The sequence below is a fragment of the Micromonospora sp. A200 genome, assembly GCF_029893845.1.
In the GTDB taxonomy this organism is placed as follows: domain Bacteria; phylum Actinomycetota; class Actinomycetes; order Mycobacteriales; family Micromonosporaceae; genus Micromonospora; species Micromonospora purpureochromogenes.
Genome location: NZ_JARXXY010000002.1, coordinates 276,686 through 295,101, shown reverse-complemented (window position 1 = coordinate 295,101; position 18,416 = coordinate 276,686). Strand labels below are relative to the sequence as shown.

The 18,416-nt window shown below is 75.9% G+C and carries 13 protein-coding genes; 7 read left to right on the top strand and 6 right to left on the bottom strand.

Features of this window, described 5'->3' with window-relative positions; translation table 11 throughout:
• Positions 1-7 precede the first annotated feature (7 nt).
• The 5 genes from pgsA to M2302_RS03240 all read left to right on the top strand — a co-directional run bounded on the left by pgsA (position 8) and on the right by M2302_RS03240 (position 3,776).
• On the top strand, positions 8-595 hold the full coding sequence (pgsA, locus tag M2302_RS03260; RefSeq protein ID WP_280836462.1) for a CDP-diacylglycerol--glycerol-3-phosphate 3-phosphatidyltransferase: 588 nt from the start codon (positions 8-10) through the stop codon (positions 593-595).
• Between the two features lie 122 nt (positions 596-717).
• Positions 718-1,281, top strand: coding sequence for a CinA family protein (locus M2302_RS03255; RefSeq protein ID WP_280836461.1), 564 nt, complete (start codon positions 718-720; stop codon positions 1,279-1,281).
• Between the two features lie 161 nt (positions 1,282-1,442).
• The gene (locus M2302_RS03250) at positions 1,443-1,889 is read left to right on the top strand and encodes a helix-turn-helix transcriptional regulator (protein ID WP_179803672.1); all 447 of its coding nucleotides are present in this window, start codon (positions 1,443-1,445) and stop codon (positions 1,887-1,889) included.
• Positions 1,890-2,082: 193 nt separating this feature from the next.
• Positions 2,083-2,967 carry a PspA/IM30 family protein gene (locus tag M2302_RS03245; protein WP_280836460.1) on the top strand — a complete coding sequence of 295 codons (885 nt, stop codon included), beginning with the start codon at positions 2,083-2,085 and terminating at the stop codon, positions 2,965-2,967.
• Positions 2,968-2,990: 23 nt separating this feature from the next.
• Positions 2,991-3,776: a hypothetical protein gene (locus M2302_RS03240; protein ID WP_280836459.1), complete on the top strand. Its 786-nt coding sequence runs from the start codon at positions 2,991-2,993 to the stop codon at positions 3,774-3,776.
• A 34-nt stretch (positions 3,777-3,810) separates the two neighbouring features.
• Here the strand turns inward: M2302_RS03240 and M2302_RS03235 are convergent, their stop codons facing one another.
• The gene (locus M2302_RS03235) at positions 3,811-7,419 is read right to left on the bottom strand and encodes a hypothetical protein (RefSeq protein ID WP_280836458.1); all 3,609 of its coding nucleotides are present in this window, start codon (positions 7,417-7,419) and stop codon (positions 3,811-3,813) included.
• Between the two features lie 182 nt (positions 7,420-7,601).
• Positions 7,602-8,435 (bottom strand): zinc finger domain-containing protein, encoded by an 834-nt coding sequence (locus M2302_RS03230; protein WP_280836457.1) that lies wholly within the window; start codon positions 8,433-8,435, stop codon positions 7,602-7,604.
• Between the two features lie 108 nt (positions 8,436-8,543).
• On the opposite strand from M2302_RS03230, the gene M2302_RS03225 reads away from it, so the two are divergent.
• Positions 8,544-9,809, top strand: coding sequence for a hypothetical protein (locus M2302_RS03225; protein ID WP_280836456.1), 1,266 nt, complete (start codon positions 8,544-8,546; stop codon positions 9,807-9,809).
• A 124-nt stretch (positions 9,810-9,933) separates the two neighbouring features.
• Here the strand turns inward: M2302_RS03225 and M2302_RS03220 are convergent, their stop codons facing one another.
• From M2302_RS03220 to M2302_RS03210, 3 genes are read right to left on the bottom strand one after another with little or no spacing between them, the layout of a single operon-like run.
• A complete protein-coding gene (locus M2302_RS03220; RefSeq protein ID WP_211364581.1) occupies positions 9,934-10,176 on the bottom strand; it encodes a CPCC family cysteine-rich protein in 243 nt (80 codons plus the stop codon).
• 39 nt (positions 10,177-10,215) lie between these two features.
• Positions 10,216-11,004: an SAM-dependent chlorinase/fluorinase gene (locus tag M2302_RS03215; RefSeq protein WP_280836455.1), complete on the bottom strand. Its 789-nt coding sequence runs from the start codon at positions 11,002-11,004 to the stop codon at positions 10,216-10,218.
• Positions 10,977-12,398, bottom strand: a complete 1,422-nt coding sequence (locus M2302_RS03210; RefSeq protein ID WP_280836454.1) for a transposase — start codon at positions 12,396-12,398, stop codon at positions 10,977-10,979. Before M2302_RS03210 ends, M2302_RS03215 begins: the two co-directional genes overlap by 28 nt.
• Before the next feature lie 217 nt (positions 12,399-12,615).
• Between M2302_RS03210 and M2302_RS03205 the strand changes: the two genes are divergently transcribed.
• Positions 12,616-13,161: a hypothetical protein gene (locus M2302_RS03205; RefSeq protein WP_280836452.1), complete on the top strand. Its 546-nt coding sequence runs from the start codon at positions 12,616-12,618 to the stop codon at positions 13,159-13,161.
• Positions 13,162-13,726: 565 nt separating this feature from the next.
• On the opposite strand, the gene M2302_RS03200 is transcribed toward M2302_RS03205, so the two are convergent.
• The gene (locus M2302_RS03200; RefSeq protein ID WP_280836541.1) at positions 13,727-18,310 is read right to left on the bottom strand and encodes an ATP-dependent helicase; all 4,584 of its coding nucleotides are present in this window, start codon (positions 18,308-18,310) and stop codon (positions 13,727-13,729) included.
• Positions 18,311-18,416 lie beyond the last annotated feature (106 nt).

Here is an 18,416-nt window from a genome sequence, read left to right as displayed (position 1 = left end):
TGCGGCCGTGACCGGGGCGACGGAGTCGGCGCCGGTGGTCGCCCGGGTGCCGGTGCTCAACGCGGCCAACGCGCTGACCGCCCTGCGGCTGGTGCTGGTGCCGGTCTTCGCGGCGTCGGTGATCGTCTCCGGGACGACCCACGCCGGCTGGCAGATGGCCGCCTGTCTGATCTTCGTGGTCGCCTCCGCGACCGACCTGGTCGACGGCTGGATCGCCCGCCGGTTCAAGCTCGTCACCTCGGTCGGCAAGGTCGCCGACCCGATCGCCGACAAGGCGCTCACCGGCGCCGCCCTGGTGCTGCTCTCCTGGTACGACCGGCTGCCCTGGTGGGTGACGGCGGTGATCCTGGTGCGGGAGTGGGGCGTCACCGCGCTGCGCTTCTGGGTGATCCGGCGCGGCGTGATCGCGGCCAGCCGGGGCGGCAAGATCAAGACGGCGCTGCAGATCCTCGCGATCACCTGGTACCTCTGGCCGCTGCCGGCCGACCTCGCCACCGTCGGCCCGTGGATCATGGCCGCCGCCGTGGTGGTCACCGTGGTCACCGGCTTCGACTACGTCGCCCAGGCGCTGCGCCTGCGCCGCCCCGCCCGCTGAGGAGCACCCCTGCCGACCTCGTGGTCGCCGGGGCGGGGTCCGGCGGGTCGCCGCAACAGCGTGACCAGCGCCTCCGGGCGGAGGACGAGTAGGCGCCGGCCGGCGGGGAAGGGAAGCGGGACATGGGGACGGATGCGAACAACGAGCGGCCCGCCGGGAGTCCGGCGGCGGCCGTGGTGCACAGCCTGCACGAGCGGCACGAGACGCTGGCCACCGTCGAGTCCCTGACCGGTGGGCTGCTCTCCGCCTCGATCGTGGAGATCGCCGGGGTCAGCGGGGTCTACCGGGGCGGCCTGGTCACGTACGCCACCGAGCTGAAGTCGGAGCTGGCCGGCGTACCGGCGGAGCTGCTGGCGGAGCGCGGGCCGGTCGACCCGGACGTGGCGCGGGCGCTCGCCGAGGGCGGGCGGCGGCGCTGCGGGGCGGACTGGGGGCTGGCCACCACCGGCGTGGCCGGGCCGGAGCCGCAGGACGGCAAGCCGGTCGGGCTGGTCTACGTAGCGGCGGCCGGGCCGGCCGGCACGGTCGTCCGCCAGCTGGACCTTGACGGTGGCCGGGACCACATCCGCGCCGCCGCGGTGATCGCGGCGCTGCGGCTGCTGGTCGAGCGGATCCAGGCCGCCGACGACCCGGCCGGGGCGGCCGTGGACGACGATGCCGCCGCCGCGGCGGCCGGCCGGCGGTGACCGGAGATCGGATTTGCCGGGCGGGGTGGGATGTCGGCGGGGCGGGCAACGGGTACGGTTGCGGGAAGGCTCCGGCGCGCGACGCCGGCGACGGCGCGGGTGACCGTGTGCGGCGCGGGCGGATGCCCGGGCGAGAGGGATTCCCGTCAGGGGGAGGTGCGATGGTCCTGCTACGCCGCGTGATCGGCGACGCTCTGCGGGCGCGCCGGCAGGGTCAGCACCGCACCCTGCGTGAGGTCTCGACCGCCGCCAACGTCAGCCTCGGCTACCTGTCCGAGATCGAACGCGGCCAGAAGGAGCCCTCCAGCGAGCTGCTGGCCGCGATCTGCGACGCCCTCGGCGCCCGGCTCTCCGAGCTGCTGCGCGAGGTCAGCGACACGGTGGCCCTCGCCGAGCAGCTGCCGGGCGTGCTGGTGCCGATGCAGGACGAGCCCGCCGAGCCGACGCCGGCCCAGGTGGCCGTGCGCAAGGCCACCAACCGGGGCGTCCGCCAGGTCACCTCGGACGGCAAGGTGGCCGTCTCGGTCCGCCAGGACTCGCCGCTGAAGGCCACCCTGCGCAGCACCCGGGTCCGTCCCGCCGAGCGGGACGTGGTCTGCGCCGCCTGACCTCCCGCCCGCCGCGACGCATGGCCGGGTTCGCCCCCGCCGCGTAGGGTTGATCGCAGGCCGTACGGCGTACCCCCGCGGTGCGGATGCCCGACTGGCGTCCGGCTGCCACGATGGGAGCACACCGCGTGGCCGGTCGGCCGGTCCGGCTCCGGTCGAGGCGCAGCGACGCTACTGAGGGGATACCGCGGAGATGGCGAACCCGTTCGTCAAGGGCTGGCACTACCTGATGGCGCTCTTCGGTGCCAAGATCGACGAGCACGCCGATCCGAAGGTGCAGATCCAGCAGGCCATCGAGGAGGCGCAGCGCCAGCACCAGGCGCTGGTCCAGCAGGCGGCCGCGGTGATCGGCAACCAGCGCCAGCTGGAGATGAAGCTCTCCCGGCAGATGTCCGAGGTCGAACGGCTCCAGGCCAACGCCCGGCAGGCGCTGGTCCTCGCCGACCAGGCCCGCGCCCGGGGCGACGAGACCGAGGCCGGCCGCTACGAGCAGTCCGCCCAGGTGCTGGCCACCCAGCTGGTCTCCGCCGAGCAGGCCACCGAGGACCTGAAGACCCTGCACGACCAGGCGCTCGGCGCCGCCGCCCAGGCCCGCCGCGCGGTCGAGAACAACTCGATGATCCTCCAGCAGAAGCTCGCCGAGCGCACCAAGCTGCTCAGCCAGCTGGAGCAGGCCAAGATGCAGGAGAGCGTGGCCCGCTCGCTGGAGTCGATGTCCGCGGTCACCGCCCCCGGCAACACCCCCTCGCTGGACGAGGTGCGCGACCGCATCGAGCGCCGCTACGCCAACGCGATGGGCCGCGCCGAGCTGGCCGGCAACTCCGTCGAGGGGCGGATGCTGGAGATCCAGAAGTCGACGCTGGACAGCGCCGGTTCGTCCCGGCTGGAGCAGATCCGCGCCAGCATGGCCGGTGACCAGCTCGGCAAGCAGGAACGACCGGGCGTGCAGCAGCAGACCCAGCCGGCCGCCCAGCCGGCCGCCCCGGCGGCCGACCCGGCCGCCGCCGCCCGGCTCGACGAGATCCGGGCGAACATGACCCGCGACCGCGGCACGGGGGACACCACCGCCGCCGGCTGAGCGGACGGCACGAGGAGGTACGGGTGGCGGACGAGCGAGCACGACACTTCCGTCGGCTGCGCCGGTTGCGGCGTTCGGCCCGACGGTGGAGCGTCCTGGCCGGTGGGCTCGGCGGCGCGGCGGCGGTGCTGACCCCGTACGCGGGGCTCGGGCTGCCCGATGCGGCCTGGGCCGGCGCCGCGGGCAGCGCGGTGGCGCTGGCCGCCTGGCGCTGGGTCGACCTGCGGGCCCTCGCCGCCCAGCCGGCGCCGCCCGCCCTCGACCCGGCCGAGGCCGCCGCCCGCTCGCGGGCCCGGCTGGTCGCCGCCGTGGAGCGCCTTCCGGTCGGCCCGGGGGTGCTGGCCGAGGTGCGCCGGGTCCGGTCCCGGTTGGCGCTGCGCGGCACCACCGCCGCGCAGGCGTGGGCCCGGCTGGATCGGGCGGCGCTCACCCTCGCCGGGATGGCGCCCCGGCTGACCGGGCTGGCCGAGCCGGCGGTGCTGGAGGCCGCCGCGGCCGACCGCTCGCTGCGGGACCTGGCCGGCCGGGCGGCCAGCGTGGAACGCGCCCTCAAGCTGGCCCCGGCCGAAGCTCGACCCCGCCTCGCCGAGGCGCACCGGACGCTGATCGGCCAGCTCGACAGCGGGGTGGCCGCGTACGAGGGGCTGGTGGCGGCGGCGGCCGGCTACGTCGCCGAGGACGCCCGCCCCAGCACCGAGCATCCGGCGGCCTCCCGGCTGACCGAGGCGACCGACCTGCTGCACGGCGTGGCGTCGGCCCTGGCCGAGCTGCGTGCCGTCGGCGAGCCACTGCGCGCCCCCACCCGCTGACCGGCCCGCCCGGGCAGACCGCTGCCCGAGCGCCTCAGTCCGGCGTGGTCACCGGCATCGGGCCGGTGAACGGCGAGCTGCCCACCACGTTGAACGAGCGGATCCGGTAGTGGTACGTCACGCCCCGGGCCAGCCCGGTGTTGGTGAAGCACCGGCCGGTGACGGTGAAGGTGGCCACCTCCTTGGTGAAGGACGGGTCGAGCGCCCGCTGCACGGTGAAGCCCGCGCCCGGCCCGTTCGGCGTACCGGCCGCCCAGTTCAGCACCACCGTGGCCGTGTCCGGCGCGGGGGTGCTCGGGGTGGCGGTCACCCCGGTCGGCACCGTCGGAGCCGGCGGGGTGGTCACCGTGGCCACCGTCGACCACGGCGACGCCGCGCCGAGGTACGTGGTGCGCACCCGGTAGTAGTACGTGGTGTCCGGGGCGACGGCCGGGTCGAGGTGGTTGTCCGCCACGCCGACCGCGGTGGTGGCCGGCCCGCTGGTGAAGGTGGGGTTGGTCGCCCGCTGCACGTCGATCCCGGTGGCGAAGGAGCGGTTCGTCCAGCGCAGCGCGATCCGCAGCGGCGCGGCCGGCGGGACGGCGGCGGCGATCCCGGTCGGCGCGCTGAGCCGTACCGACGCGGGGACGCCGTTGGACCAGGCGGAGCAGCTCACCGCGTTCTCCGCGCGGATCCGGTAGTGGTAGGTGACGCCGGGGGTGACCGTCGCGTCGGTGTACCGGGTGGCGGTGGCTGCCACGGTGATCGTGGTCAGCCCCTCGGTGAAGGCCGGGTCGGTGGCCCGCTGGAGCAGGTGGCTGCTGGCCGGCGGGCGGCTGCCGTTGCCGGTCCAGGCCAGGGCGATCGCCGGCAGCGCCGTCGCCGAGCCGGGCAGCGGCGTCGCGGTGAGCCCGCTCGGCCCGCGGGGGGAGACCCGCAGCACCAGCGGCCGGCTCATCCCCAGGTCGCGGTGGCCGGCGGCGCCGCTGGACCAGCGGTACTCCCAGCCCAGGTTGACCAGCTGGTTGACCACCGTCGCCGGGCGCCCGTCGAGCGGGCTGACCGGGGTGGAGCCGACCCGGGCGCCGGCCGGGCGGGTCGGGTGGAGCAGCCGGAGACTGTCGCCGATCTTGAACGGCAGCGGGGGCACCACCGGGCGCAGCGCCACCACCACGTCCTCGGCCGGGTTCACCCGGATGGTCTCCTTCCAGCCCAGCTCCCCGCCGTCCGGGGGCCGGACGGTGCCGTCCCAGCCGACCCGGTTGACCAGCTGCACGTCGCAGCCGCTGATCCGCACCACGTGGGTCTGCCGGCCGGTGCCGCTGATCCGCCACACCTGGGTGCCGTCGGCCGCCGCGCCCGGGGGCCCGTCCGGCTCGGCGGCGACCAGCACCTCGGTCGCCGGGTCGGCCGGGCCCAGTGGCAGGGACGCCGGGCCGAGCGGCCCCGCGTGCGGGTGGGCGACGCCGAGCCGTCCGGCCTGCCGGCCGTGCCCCGGCTCGAAGACCTGCCCGACCGTCTTCACCTGGATCGGCAGCGTCACCGGGGCGGTGGCGCCGGCCGGGGTGAAGCTGACCGTGGTGGCGTGCACCGGCACCAGCGTCCGCCCGGCGGTACGGGTGCCGAAGGCCGCGTCGTACTCCGGCTGCGGCACGATCGGCGGTCGCTGGCTGGCCGCGTACGCCCCGGGCAGCCGCTCGACCAGCCGGCCCAGGTCGTACGGCTCGGCCGGGGTGCCGGCCACCCGGAACTGGAGCAGGGTGCGGGTGTTCGGGCCGTACCCGGGGCGGGTGCCGGCGACACCGCCCTCGGCGCTGCGGTCCGGCGCGTCGCTGTGCTGGTCGTAGCGGGGGTCGAAGCAGGGCAGCGGAGCCGGGGCGTCGTTGTAGAGGATCAGCGTGCCGCCGGGCGGGACGGTGGAGAAGTCCACCACCACGTCGGCCCGTTCGCCGGGGGCGAGCAGCAGCGCGTGGGTGTCCACGTTGAGCACGGTCGGGTCGCGCCGGTCGTAGCGGTAGCCGACCGGCCGGTTCGGCACCACCACCGGCGCGGGGAGCAGGCCGCACTCGTTGCCGATCCGGATCATGCGGGGCCCGGCCGCCCGGGGGTCGGGCACGCCACCCTCCCGCCCGTCGGTGGGCCAGTCGGCGGGCCGTCCCGAGGCGCGCATCGCCTCCACCATCGGCACCTCGCCGGCCCCGGCGTCGGCCAGCGCGCCGTCCGGGTGCCACATGGCGGCGTTCGAGCGGGCCCGGTAGAGCGCCAGGTTGAGGCTGCGGTCGGCGCAGGCGTTGAGGATCCGGAACCGGTACGCCTTCGGCTGCACCTTCAGGTACGGGTACGCGGCCCCGTTGACCAGCGCGGTGTCCCCGTACGCCTCGGGCACCGCGCTCGGGTGCGGCAGGCCCGGCGCGCGGGGCGGCTCCTCCGGGGCGGCGACCGGGTCGTGGTGCGGGTTGTCCACCGGGCCGACCCAGAGCGGGTCGTCGCCGCCCGAACCGGGTACCCAGGGGCCGTAGTCCCACCGCCCAGTCGGGTTGCGCCCGGAGGCGACGTACGGGTTCTGCCGGGGCTGGTAGACGTGCGGGTGCCAGAGGTTGCCCCGGGCCCCCCACCGATCCCGGTCCCAGGTCGGGTCCTCGGCGGCGAGCTGGGCGTCGTCGGGGACGAACGTCTTGTCCTGGATCACCAGCGGGAACTGCTCGGCGGGCAGGACCCCGTCGGCCGCCAACCGCTCCTCGGCCGGGTCGGTGAGCAGGTAGGGGGCCAGTTGTCCGGAGTAGACGGTCAGCCGGGACAGCCCGAGGGTGTTGTCGTGCAGCCACATCAGCCGCCCGCTCTGCTCGTTCGGGAAGTAGAGCGTGGTGGCGCCCAGGCCGGGAGGCGGCATGTCCGGCACGTGGCTCAGCCCCGGCCCGTTCGGGTACGGGGTGATCTCGCCCGCCGGCGTCACCCACTGCCACGGGTTCCCGGCGCTGGTCCAGCCGGTCTGCGCGCCGGCCAGGTGCGGCACGGCCCGGTTCTGCGGGTACGGCGCCGGCCCGTCCAGCGGCCCGATGCCGGCACCGTCCAGGGTGGTGTCGACCGGAAGGAAGAGCTCGCCGGCCCGCCCGGTGGGCAGCTGGTTGATGAACTTGACCCGCACCGGCCGCCCCCGCCGCGCGATGATCATCGGCCCCAGGTGGTACGGCCGTTCCGGCGGGGCGACGGTGTTGTGCCCGTCGGGGTCGGTGCCGAGGTTGAGCTGCCGGTAGCCGCGCAGCCGGGTGGTGGGCAGGTCGCGGTGCAGCCGCTGGGTGTACTCGCAGAGCCCGATCTCGTAGTAGTCGCAGCCCGGGTAGCTGATGGTGTCCGGCACGGCCACCGGCAGGTGCGCGCCCAGCCCGTTGCGCCCGAGCGGGCCGGGCAGCGGCAGCGCGTCGACGAACTTGCGGATGCCGGTCCCCGGCACCACCCGGCCGTGCCCGTCGAGCGCCGGCAGCGGGCTGTGCGCGAAGTTCGGTACCGGCCCGAAGCAGCGTGGGACGGCGGCCGGGTCCAGGCTGGCCGGCGCCGGTCCGGCCGGCTCGCCGGTACGCGCCGCCGGCACCGTCGGTCCACCGAGGCGGTCGGTGCGGACCGCGCGGACCGGCCAGTTGGAGCGCAGTCTGCGGAACAGGGCCATGGCTCTCCCCGGGGCCTGGGGGCACGACGGCCGCCACCTCGACGTGGCGGGTGGTCGCGCCCGGCAGTGACGAGCGGTGAGCACTCAACCGCAGCATGCGACCTGAAAGGCCGGTTAGGAACTACCCAATCGTCCCAATCCGGTACGTGTCCCGTCGGACCGGCGTGTCGGGTCGGGCCGGGTCAGGGCTGTGTCGGGTCCGGGCTCTGTGCCGGGTCGGGTCCCGGCTGGCACCTCGGGCACCAGTAGGTGACCCGCTCGCCCAACTCCTCCTTGCGGATGGCGGTGCCGCAGCGCCGGCAGGGCTGCGCGCGCCGGCCGTAGACGTAGCTGGTCCGGCCCCGGTGCAGCGAGCCGGTGGTGCTCTGCGTCCAGCGGCCCCGGTTGGCCGCGAGCAGCCGCTGGGCCAGCGCCACCGTGCCGGCCAGGTCGGGCACCGCCCCGAGCGGGGTCCACGGCGAGACGCCGCGCAGGAAGAGCACCTCGCACTTGTAGAGGTTGCCCACCCCGGCGAGGTTGCGCTGGTCCAGCAGCGCCTCGCCGATGGTGGCCTCCGGGTGGGCGGCGAGCCGGCGGACCGCCTCGGCCGCATCCCAGTCCGGGCCGAGCAGGTCGGGGCCGAGGTGCCCCACCAGAGACTCCTCCTCGGCTGTCGGCAGCAGGGCCAGCTCGTGCAGGTGGTAGCCGACGGCCACCGCGCTCGGGGCGCGCAGCACCACCCGGATCAGGTGCGCGGGCCGCGCCCCCCAGCGTTCCCCCGGCGCGTACGCCCGCCAGGCGCCGTCCATCCGCAGGTGCGAGTGCAGCGTCCAGTGCCGGACGTCCGACCGTTCCTCGGGCGCGGCCAGGCGCAGCAGCAGGTGCTTGCCGCGGCTGGCGGACTCGCGCACCGTCCACCCGGTGAGGTCGGTGGTGGCCAGCTGCGGCACCCGGAAGTCGCTTCCGGTCAGGGCAGCGCCGGCCAGCGCCCGGTGCAGGACGCGGGCGGTGTTCCAGACGGTGTCGCCTTCGGGCACCCGACCATCCTCCCTCGCCCGAGCCGAATTCGCATGTGTCGCTATTTGTACGGTGCTTCCCCTTCATGTCTTGACAACGCACTATCAGGAGGTTCTGAGGAGAATGCCATGGGCTGTCCCCCATCTCGTACCCTGTCTTCCCTGCTCGCGGGCGTGCTGACCGCCACCGCCGCCGCGAGCCTCGCCCCCGCCGCCGCGCTCGCCGCGCCCCGGACCGTTCCCACCGTCCCCGCCACCGCCGCCGGGCCGGGCACCGAGCGCTGGTCCGCCGACCTCGCCGTCGCCGGTGGCGACGACGTCAACGTCCGCTGGAGCGCCGGCCGGCTGCGGCTCGCCGACACCCGGCCGGCCGCCCGCACCCGGCCCGCCGCCGTCGGCGGGCCGGTCGCCGAGGGCGCCCTGCTGGCCGCGCCGCGCACCCTGGCCCGCCCGGCCACCCGAGTACGCGCCCAGGTCACCGCCGAGGTGGCGGGGGGCGGCGGGGTGCAGGCCCAGGTGCGGGGCTGGCGGGCCGCCGGCTGGACCGAGTGGCGGGAGGCCGCCGGCGCCGGCGCCGTCTTCGACCGGCCGGTCACCCAGGTCCAGACCCGGGTGCTGCTCACCGCCCGCGACCCCCGCGCCACCGCGTCGGTACGCGCCGTCGAGCTCACCGCCGACACCGTCGCCACCGTCTCGGCCGCCACCGCCGGCCGCGTCTACCGGGTCTTCGCCACCCGCGAGGGGTCGGTCGGCGGGCAGACCGCCAACGGCCGGATCATCCAGGCCCGGGACCACTTCGTGGCGCTGCCCAGCCGGCGCGCGCTCTCCCCGCTCAACACCGGCGACTACACGGTGCGGGTCTGCACCACCAGCGGCAGCCGCTGCGAGTACGCCCCGGTCTGGGACGTCGGGCCGTGGAACACCCGGGACGACTACTGGAACCCCAGCGCGGTCCGGGAGAACTGGAAGGACCTGCCACAGGGGCGGCCGGAGGCACAGGCGGCGTACCAGTCGGGCTACAACGGCGGGCGGGACCAGTTCGGGCGCACCGTGCGCAACCCGGCCGGCATCGACCTGGCCGACGGCACGTTCTGGGACGGGCTGCGGCTGACCGACAACGCCTGGGTCGACGTGGCGTACCTGTGGACCGGGACCGGACCCCGGGGCGTGGTCGGCGACGGGCCGCTCAACGTCCGTACCGGCCCCGGCACCGGGTACGGCCTGCGCGGGCTCGCCGCCAGGTACGCCAACGTGCCGATCCAGTGCTACGTCGTCGGGCAGACGGTGACCGGGCCGTACCGCACCACCAACCGGTGGAACCGGCTGGCCGGCGGCCAGTACGTCAGCCACGCGTACATCTCCGCCGTCTACGGCGGGACCGTGTCGCTCTGCTGACCCGGCTCGGGACCGGCGGGGCGCGGACGTCCCGCCGGTCCGCGCGCTCCACTTGCCCGGTGCGGGTCGCCCGGGCCGCCCGTGCGGGCCGCCCCGTCAGGGCCGCGCGGTCAAGGCTTTCGCGTCAGGGCCGCTCGTCGGGGCGGGGGGAGCGGACCATGTCCTGGTAGCGGGGGTGGCTGGCGCCGTAGACGGCGAAGTTCAGCCGGGCGTGGCTGAGGCTGAGGTCGCCGTTCGGGCCGCCGCGTACCTCGTCGGCGTCCCCGTCGGCCTGACCGTCGTCGGTCCAGAAGCAGACCGGGCAGGTGCCCCCGCCGGTCCGCGCGGCGCAGCAGGGACAGGCGACCGGTACCCATAGCTCACCCACGCCGAGCAGCATTCCACACCGGACGGCGCGGCGGCAGGGTCAGCGCTGCCCGCACACCGTGACCACGTCGCCCGGCGCCACCCCGAGCAGGTCCGCCGCCCGGCCGCCGTTCACCGCCACCGCCAGCAGGTTGGCGGAGTCCACGAAGAGCACCAGCGCCCCGGCCGGCGCGTCGGCGAAGGTCCGCCCGCGGACGGCGGCCCGCCCGGCCACGCGCGCGGTGGGAGGCACCGTGGCCAGCAGGTCTGCCCCGGCGGCGAGCTGGACGTTGCCGAAGTGGTCGACGGTCAGCACCTCGGCGGTGAATCCGTCGGCGTCCCGCCGCAGCACCGGTTCGGGCAGGCGGACCAGGGAGGCCGGGTCCACCGGCGGCCCCGCGTCGGCGGGCGGGGCGCCGAGGGCGAGCCGGGCCGCGACCGGGGCGAAGACGTCCCGGCCGTGGAAGGTGCCGGACACCTCCGGGGCCAGCCACTCCGGATTGGTCAGCTCGACGGCCGCGGTGAGCCCGCCCAGGGCCTCGGCGGCGGCCAGCAGCAGGCCGTTGTCCGGCCCGACCAGCAGCCCGCCCGGGGTGACCAGCGCGATCCCGCGCCGGGCGGTGCCGACACCCGGGTCGACCACGGCCACGTGCACCGCGTACGGCAGGGACGGCACCGTCTGCGCCAGCACCGCCGACCCGCGCCGTACGTCGCCCGCCGGCACCAGGTGGGTCACGTCGACGACCCGCACCGCCGGGGCGAGCCGGGCGATCACCCCGTGGCAGGCGGCCACGAAGCCGTCGGCGAGGCCGTAGTCGGTGGTCAGCGAGATCCAGGCGGTCGGGGCCATGGCAGCAGGCTAGTGCGGTGTCCACCAACGTTCGCCGGGTTTCCGGTTGGGCGTTGTGGATCCTCGCCGTGGGGCGAGCGACTCCCCACCGGGTGGTGGGGCGGCCTCCGCGGGCCAACTGGACCCGCACGCCGCCGGTGATGCCGCGGGCGGCGGGGGTCACGCCGGGACCGGCCAGCACCAGGGAGGTGGCGGCCGGCTCGACGGTGCGTGAGCACCTGCGGCAGCACAGGCGCTGCGCCGGTGGTGGTTCCGCCACCCGGGGTGCGGGTGGCGATGCTGGCGGCCGCGACGAGGTCGCGGTGCCCGGAGAATGTGCAGTGTGGGCAGAACAAGGTCCGCCCATGAGGCTTGGGCACCCGCTTTCGGCAGGCGGGGCAGGTGGAGGAGGTGCCGCGTTCGTCGACCAGGTGGAGGGTAATCCCGGCCAGGGTGGCCTTGTCGGTGAGGACTTGAAGGAGCCGGCCGACCTGCCACTGCCGCAAACGCAGGTTGTGCCGCCGCCCCGCAGGCAGGTCGAGCACGCCGCGGGGGTCACCGACGTGCAGCACGCCCACCCGCTTCCGGATAGCCCAGGAGATAACCGTACGGGCAGCTTCATGCTGGGCCTGGCGGACCCGCCGCCGATGCCGGCCCTCCACCCGCCGCGCCCGCCGACGGTACTGCCGCCACCGCCGCGACCCCCGCTGGCCCGGCTTCGGCGCCCGCCCGGCCACGGCCCGGCGGCGGGCTTTCGTGTCGGCCAGGTGCATGCGATGCTCGGCGCGGATCGCCCGCCCGGACACCAGAAGCCCATCCCCGTCAGGGCCGGCCACCGCGTACGGGTGGATGATCCCCAGATCCACGCCCGCCACCCTGCCGGGATCCGGTTCCTCACCGGGCCGGTAGGTCGTCACCGGAACCTCGGCGGTCACCTCCAGGAACAGCCGGCCGGCCTCGCACAGCAGAGTGATCGACCGGACCTGCTCGGCCGGATACGGCACCTCCCGCGCCAGACGCACCCACAACGGCGCTGTGCCTCTGGCGGTGGGAATCCGCACCCGACGACCGTCGAGGGTGAACGTGCCGTGATACCAGCGCACCGGCATCAACCCACGTCGGCCACGCGGGAACCGCGCCGACAGATCCCCGTCCTTGCGGCGTTTCGCCGCCGCGAACCACGCATCCGAGAACCGGCGCAACACTGATCGCGCACCCGCCGAGTCCAACTCGCCGAACGTGCCCGGCCCCGACGCCGCCAACTCCCGACACAACTCCTGATAACCGACCAGAGCCGCGTCATGGCGGCGGTGGCGCCACGCGTTGACCTCCAACACACACGCCCACACATCCGCAGCCGACCGCAGCACTCCAAAACACCGCCGCCGCTGCGCCGACGTCAACCGCAACCCCACCCGCGCCGACCGATACACCACGCGAGGCGCTGACGGATCCCGACGACGAGGCACGAACCGAAGCCAACACCACCCCTACGACACTTCTCATGAACCACCAACCCGGCAAACGTCAGTGCACACCGCATCAGCCGGTGCGGGGGTGGCGCTGACCGGAGAACGCCGGTCGGCCGACCGGCCGGTGCCGCCCGGTCACCGCGTTCGGCAGACTGCCGGGGTGACGAATCGCGCTCGTGTCCTCCCGGCCGCCGTGACGATCCTGCTCGCCCTCGGGCTTGCCGCTTGCGGCAGCGACCCCGAGCCCGGTGACCCGGCCTGGGCCAACGGTTCGCCGAAGGCCGTCGCCACCAGCGAGGCGCCGCCGCCCGAGGACCCGGCCGCCCCGACGCACGGCAAGGCGCCCCGTACCCCGTCGGAGAGCCCGTCCACTCCGGCGTTCCGGATGCCGACGAAGGCCGCCGGCACCCCGGGTGCCCGGAAGGTCGTCGACGCCTTCAAGGCGGCCGGCCTGAAGGTGACCAACCTGCGCAACCGGACGATCGACTGTGGACCGAACGGCGCCGGCATCGGCTGCGCCGAGCTGCTGACCACCGACGCCGTGAAGGTGTACGTCTTCCCCACCGAGGCGAACGCGACCAACCAGATGGACGTCTGGGGTGCGGACGCCTTCCGCAAGGGTGCGGTGGTGCTCAGCTATCTGGACACGAAGACCGGGGCGGCGGAGCGCCAGCGCTACAACGATGTCCTCACCAAGCTGGGCTGACCGCCGCGCCGGGGTGCCGTCCCCGGGCTGGACGCCCGGTGCCGGCGGGGTCCGCGCCCTGCTCCTGGCGATCGGTCCGCGTCGGACGCCGGTGAGCGGTTCGAGGCTGCGGCGGCGGGCCTGCTCCTGGCGGTCGGTCCGAACCGGACGCCGGTGGGCGGTTCGAGCCTGCACCGGCAGCGACCTGCTCTTGGCCGTCGGTCCGCCCCGGATGCCGGTCACCGGTCTCGGTCACGGACACCGATTCGAGCGTGCGCCGGCGGCGGACCTTCCCGTGAGCGTGATACCTCAGAGGTATCGATATGCCCCTGAGGTATCACGGTCGCCGTGCCGACCGCCGCCGGCCCCGGAGCGGTCAAGGAGCCGCGGTGACGGGGTCGCCCAGCGTGTCGGCCGGTGGCGCGGGCGGGCATGCCAGCGCGGTGCGGCCCACCCGTCGCACCGCGGTGGCATGGAAAGGCAGCGGTGTCAGCGCCGCGCCCGTCGCACTGCAGGTGCACCGAAAAGCAGCGGTGTCAGCGCCGCGCCCGTCGCACCGGGGTGGCAGGGCGGAACAGCCCCGGGGTCAGCCGCGCAGCCGCAGCCCGCGCGGGGTGGCGCGGAAGCCGGCGGCGGTCAGCGCGTCGCGCAGCGGCGAGGACCGCACCGCCTCGCCGTCGGCCCGCTCCACCGACATCGCCCCCAGTGCGCCGGAGTGCACCGCGTCGGCGAGCGCCTTGCCGGCCGCGGCCAGTGCTTCGGCGTCGTCGGTGAACGACAGGATCGTCCGGCCGCCCCGCTCCACGTAGAGCACCAGGTCCCCGTCCACCAGCACCACCAGCGCACCGGCCTTGCGCCCGGCCCGGTGCCCGGTCGCCGGGGTGGCTCCGTCCCCCGAATCCACCACCCGTTCCGGCCAGGGCAGCGCCGCCCCGTACGGGTTGGCGGGGTCGGTGGCGGCGAGCACCACGGCCGGCCCGCCCCGGCCCCGCGCCCCGTCGACCGGGTCGGCCAGGGCCCGGATCCGGTCCACCGCCCCGGGCACGGCGAACTGGGCCGCGCCCAGCCCCTCCACGAAGTAGCCGCGCCGGGCCGCGCCGCGCTCCTCGAGGGCGGAGAGCACCGGGTAGACCGCGGCGAAGCCGCCGACCACCTGCTCGGCCATCACCGCACCCCGGGTCACCACCCCGTGCCGTTCGAGCAGCAGGTCGGCCAGCGCGGCGGAGCGTCGGGTCGGGTCGGTGTCGCGCTCCGGCAGCCGGGACCAGCGTCCGGCCACGGTCGGTGGGCCACCCCGGGTGGGCAGCGCGACCCGGCCCGGGCGGCGGTAGCGGGTGCGCGGCGCGGACGGCCGGGACCGGTGCGCCCCGCCGCCGCCGAGCACGGCCCGCAGTGGGGCGAGGGTGTCGTTGGTGAGGTGACCGGCCCAGACCAGGTCCCAGATCACGGCGGTCAGCACCGCGTCGTCGGTGGCGCCGACCCGGTCGGACAGGGAGCGGAAGAAGAGCGCCTGCCCCTCGGCGAGGGCGTCGAGGACCGCCTCGTGCAGCGGGGTGAGGGTCAGCGCCTCGTCCGGCGGCGGTAGCAGCAGCGGCGCGGTGTCCGCGTACGCGAGGGTGACCCATCCGTCCCCGCCGGAGATCGCCCCGGCGCCGGCCCAGACCACCTCGCCGCTGGCGCAGAGCTCGTCGAGCTGGGCGGGAGAGTAGTCGGCGACCCGGGCGGGCAGCACCAGCCGTTCCAGCGCGGACGCCGGCACCGCCGCCCCCTGCACCTGTTCGATGGTGGCGGCCAGCGCCTCCACGCCCCGCGCCGACGAGCCGACCTGCTGCCAGCGGGGCAGGAACGCCGCGAGGGCCCGGGGCGGCACCGGCTCGATCTCCCGGCGCAGCGCGGCCAGGCTGCGCCGGCGCAGCAGCCGCAGCACCTCGGCGTCGCACCACTGGGTGCCGACGGTGTCCGGGGCGAACTCCCCGGAGACCACCCGCCCGGTGGCGGCGAGCCGGCGCAGCGCCTGCTCCACCACGAACACCCCGAGCCCGAAGCGGGCGGCGCAGGTCGTCGCCGCGAACGGCCCGTGGGTGCGGGCGTACCGGGCGACCAGGTCGCCGAGCGGGTCGGCCACCGGCGCCAGGTACGCCTCGGCCACTCCGACCGGCAGCGCCACGCCGAGCGCGTCGCGGAGCCGGGCGGCGTCCTCGACGACCACCCAGCGTTCCTCGCCGGCGACCCGGACCCGCAGCACCCGGCGGGCGGCCTCCAGCTCGGTCAGCCAGGGCAGCGGCGCGCCCCGCTCGGCCAGCTCCGCCTCGGCGAGGTCGCCCACCACCCGGAGCAGCTCGACGACGTCCTCCGCGTCGCGGGGGCGGCGCTGCTCGGTGAGCCAGCGCAACTGCCGTTCGGTCTCGGCGAGCACCGCCGGGTCCAGCAGCTCGCGCAGGTCGACCCGGCCGAGCAGCTCGCCGAGCAGGGCCGAGTCGAGCGCCAGCGCGGCGGCTCGGCGCTCGGCGAGTGGGGCGTCCCCCTCGTAGAGGAAGGCGCCGACGTAGCCGAAGAGCAGTGAGCGGGCGAACGGTGACGGGCGGTCGGTCTCCACCTCGACCAGGCGCACCTTGCGGGCGGTCAGGTCGCGCATCAGCTCCGCCAGGGCGGGCTGGTCGAAGACGTCCTGGAGGCATTCCCGGGCGGCCTCCAGGGTGACCGGGAAGTCGGCGTACTCGCGGGCGACGTCGAGCAGTTGCGCGGCGCGCTGCCGCTGCTGCCAGAGCGGCTGGCGGCGGCGCGGGTCGCGGCGGGGCAGCAGCAGCGACCGGGCGGCGCACTCGCGGAACCGGGACGCGAAGAGCGCGGAGGTGCCGACGGACTCCTCGACCAGCTGGGCGATCTCGTCGGGCTCGAAGACCACCACGTCGGCGCCGGGCGGCTCCTCGGCGGTGTCGGGCAGCCGCACCACGATGCCGTCGTCTGCGGGCATGACCTGGGCGTCCATCCCGTACCGCTCGGCGAGCCGGCGCCCGATGGCCAGCGCCCAGGGCCCGTTGACCCGGGCGCCGAGCACGCTGTGCACGGCGAGCCGCCAGTCGCCCAGCTCGTCGCGGAACCGTTCGACCACCACCGTGCGGTCGTCCGGCAGCGAGCGGGTCGCGGCCTTCTGCTCGCGCAGGTAGGCCATCAGGTTGCCGGCGGCCCAGTCGTCCAGCCCGCCGGCGCGCAGCGCGGCGACCGCGGTCTCGTCGCTCTGCCGCAGCAGGGCCCGCACCCGGGCGCCGATGGCCCGACCCAGCTCCACCGGCCGGCCGAGCTGGTCGCCCTTCCAGAACGGCATCCGGGCGGCCTGGCCGGGGGCGGGGGAGACCAGCACCCGGTCGGGGGTGATCTCCTCGATCCGCCAGGAGGAGGAGCCGAGCAGGAAGACGTCGCCGACCCGCGACTCGTAGACCATCTCCTCGTCCAGCTCGCCGACCCGCGCGGCGCGTTCCGCGCCGGCCAGGAAGACCCCGAACAGCCCTCGATCGGGAATGGTGCCGCCGCTGGTGACGGCCAGCCGCTGGGCCCCGGGCCGGCCGGTGAGCACGTCGGCGGCGCGGTCCCAGACCAGCCGGGGGCGCAGCTCGGCGAAGGCGGTGGACGGGTAGCGCCCGGAGAGCATGTCGAGCACGGCGTGCAGCGCGGAGTCGGGCAGCTCGGCGAAGGGGGCGGCCCGGCGGACCAGCACCGCCAGGTCGCCGACCCGCCACGGCTCCAGGGCCACCATCGCGACGACCTGCTGGGCCAGCACGTCCAGCGGGTTGCGCGGGTAGTGCAGCTCCTCGATGGCGCCCTCGGCCATCCGCTCGGCGACCACCGTGCAGGAGAGCAGGTCGCCCCGGTGCTTGGGGAAGACCACGCCCCGGGAGACCGCGCCGACCTGGTGCCCGGCCCGGCCGACCCGTTGCAGGCCGGCCGCGACGCTGGGCGGCGCCTCGATCTGCACCACCAGGTCGACCGCGCCCATGTCGATGCCGAGCTCCAGGCTGGAGGTGGCCACCACGGCGGGGAGCTGACCGGACTTGAGCGCCTCCTCGATGTGCTTGCGCTCCTCGCGCGACACGCTGCCGTGGTGGGCGCGGGCGATCACCGGCGGCGCGCCGACCGCCGCGCCCGACTGGGCCATCACCTCGGCCGGCGGCCGGTTGGCCCGCAGCGGCCCGACCGGCCCGCCCCAGGCCTCGGACCCCGTTTCCGGCGCGCCCTCCGGGGCGCTCGCGGCCGCCAGTTCGTCGGCGGCGAGCTCGTTGAGTCGGGCGCAGAGCCGCTCGGCGCTGCGCCGGGAGTTGGTGAACACGATGGTCGACCGGTGCGCCCGGATCAGCGAGAAGACCCGTTCCTCGACGGCCGGCCAGATCGACGCCCGGCGCGGCCCCGGTCCGCCCAGGTCGTCCTCCGGCGGCTCCTGCTCGTCGAGGCGGGTCATGTCCTCCACCGGGACCTGGACGCTCACCTCGATGGTCTTGGCGCTGGCCGGCTGCACCACGTCGACCGGGCGGGCGCCGCCGAGGAACCGGGCGCACGCGTCGATCGGCCGGACGGTGGCGGAGAGGCCGATCCGCTGGGCGGGGGTCTCCAACAGCTCGTCGAGGCGTTCCAGGGAGAGCGCCAGGTGCGCGCCGCGTTTGGTGCCGGCGACCGCGTGCACCTCGTCGACGATGACCGTCTCGACGCCGCGCAGCGAATCCCGAGCGGCGGAGGTGAGCAGCAGGAACAACGACTCCGGCGTGGTGATGAGGATGTCCGGCGGGGTGCGGGCGAAGGCCCGCCGCTCGTCGGCGGGAGTGTCGCCGGTGCGCATCCCGACGGTGATCTCCGGGGGTGCGATGCCGAGTCGGGTGGCCGCCTGGCGGATGCCGGCGAGCGGGGCGCGCAGGTTGCGCTCGACGTCGACCGCGAGCGCCTTGAGCGGGCTGACGTAGAGCACCCGGCAGCGCTGCCGCGCCTCGGCGGGCGGCGGCTCCTTGGCCAGCCGGTCGAGCGACCAGAGGAAGGCGGCGAGCGTCTTGCCGGAACCGGTCGGCGCGACCACCAGCGCGTTGCGCCCGGCGGCCACCGACCGCCAGGCACCGGTCTGCGCCGGGGTGGGCGCGGCGAAGGCGGCCGTGAACCACTCCCGGGTCGCCGCGCCGAAGCCGGTCATCACCCGCGCGCCGTCGGTCCCGCCCACCTGCTCTGTCACGCCTTCCATCCTGCCCGGTCGGTGTGACATCCGGCCGGGCGCGGACGCGGTCTGTCCGGCTGCGACT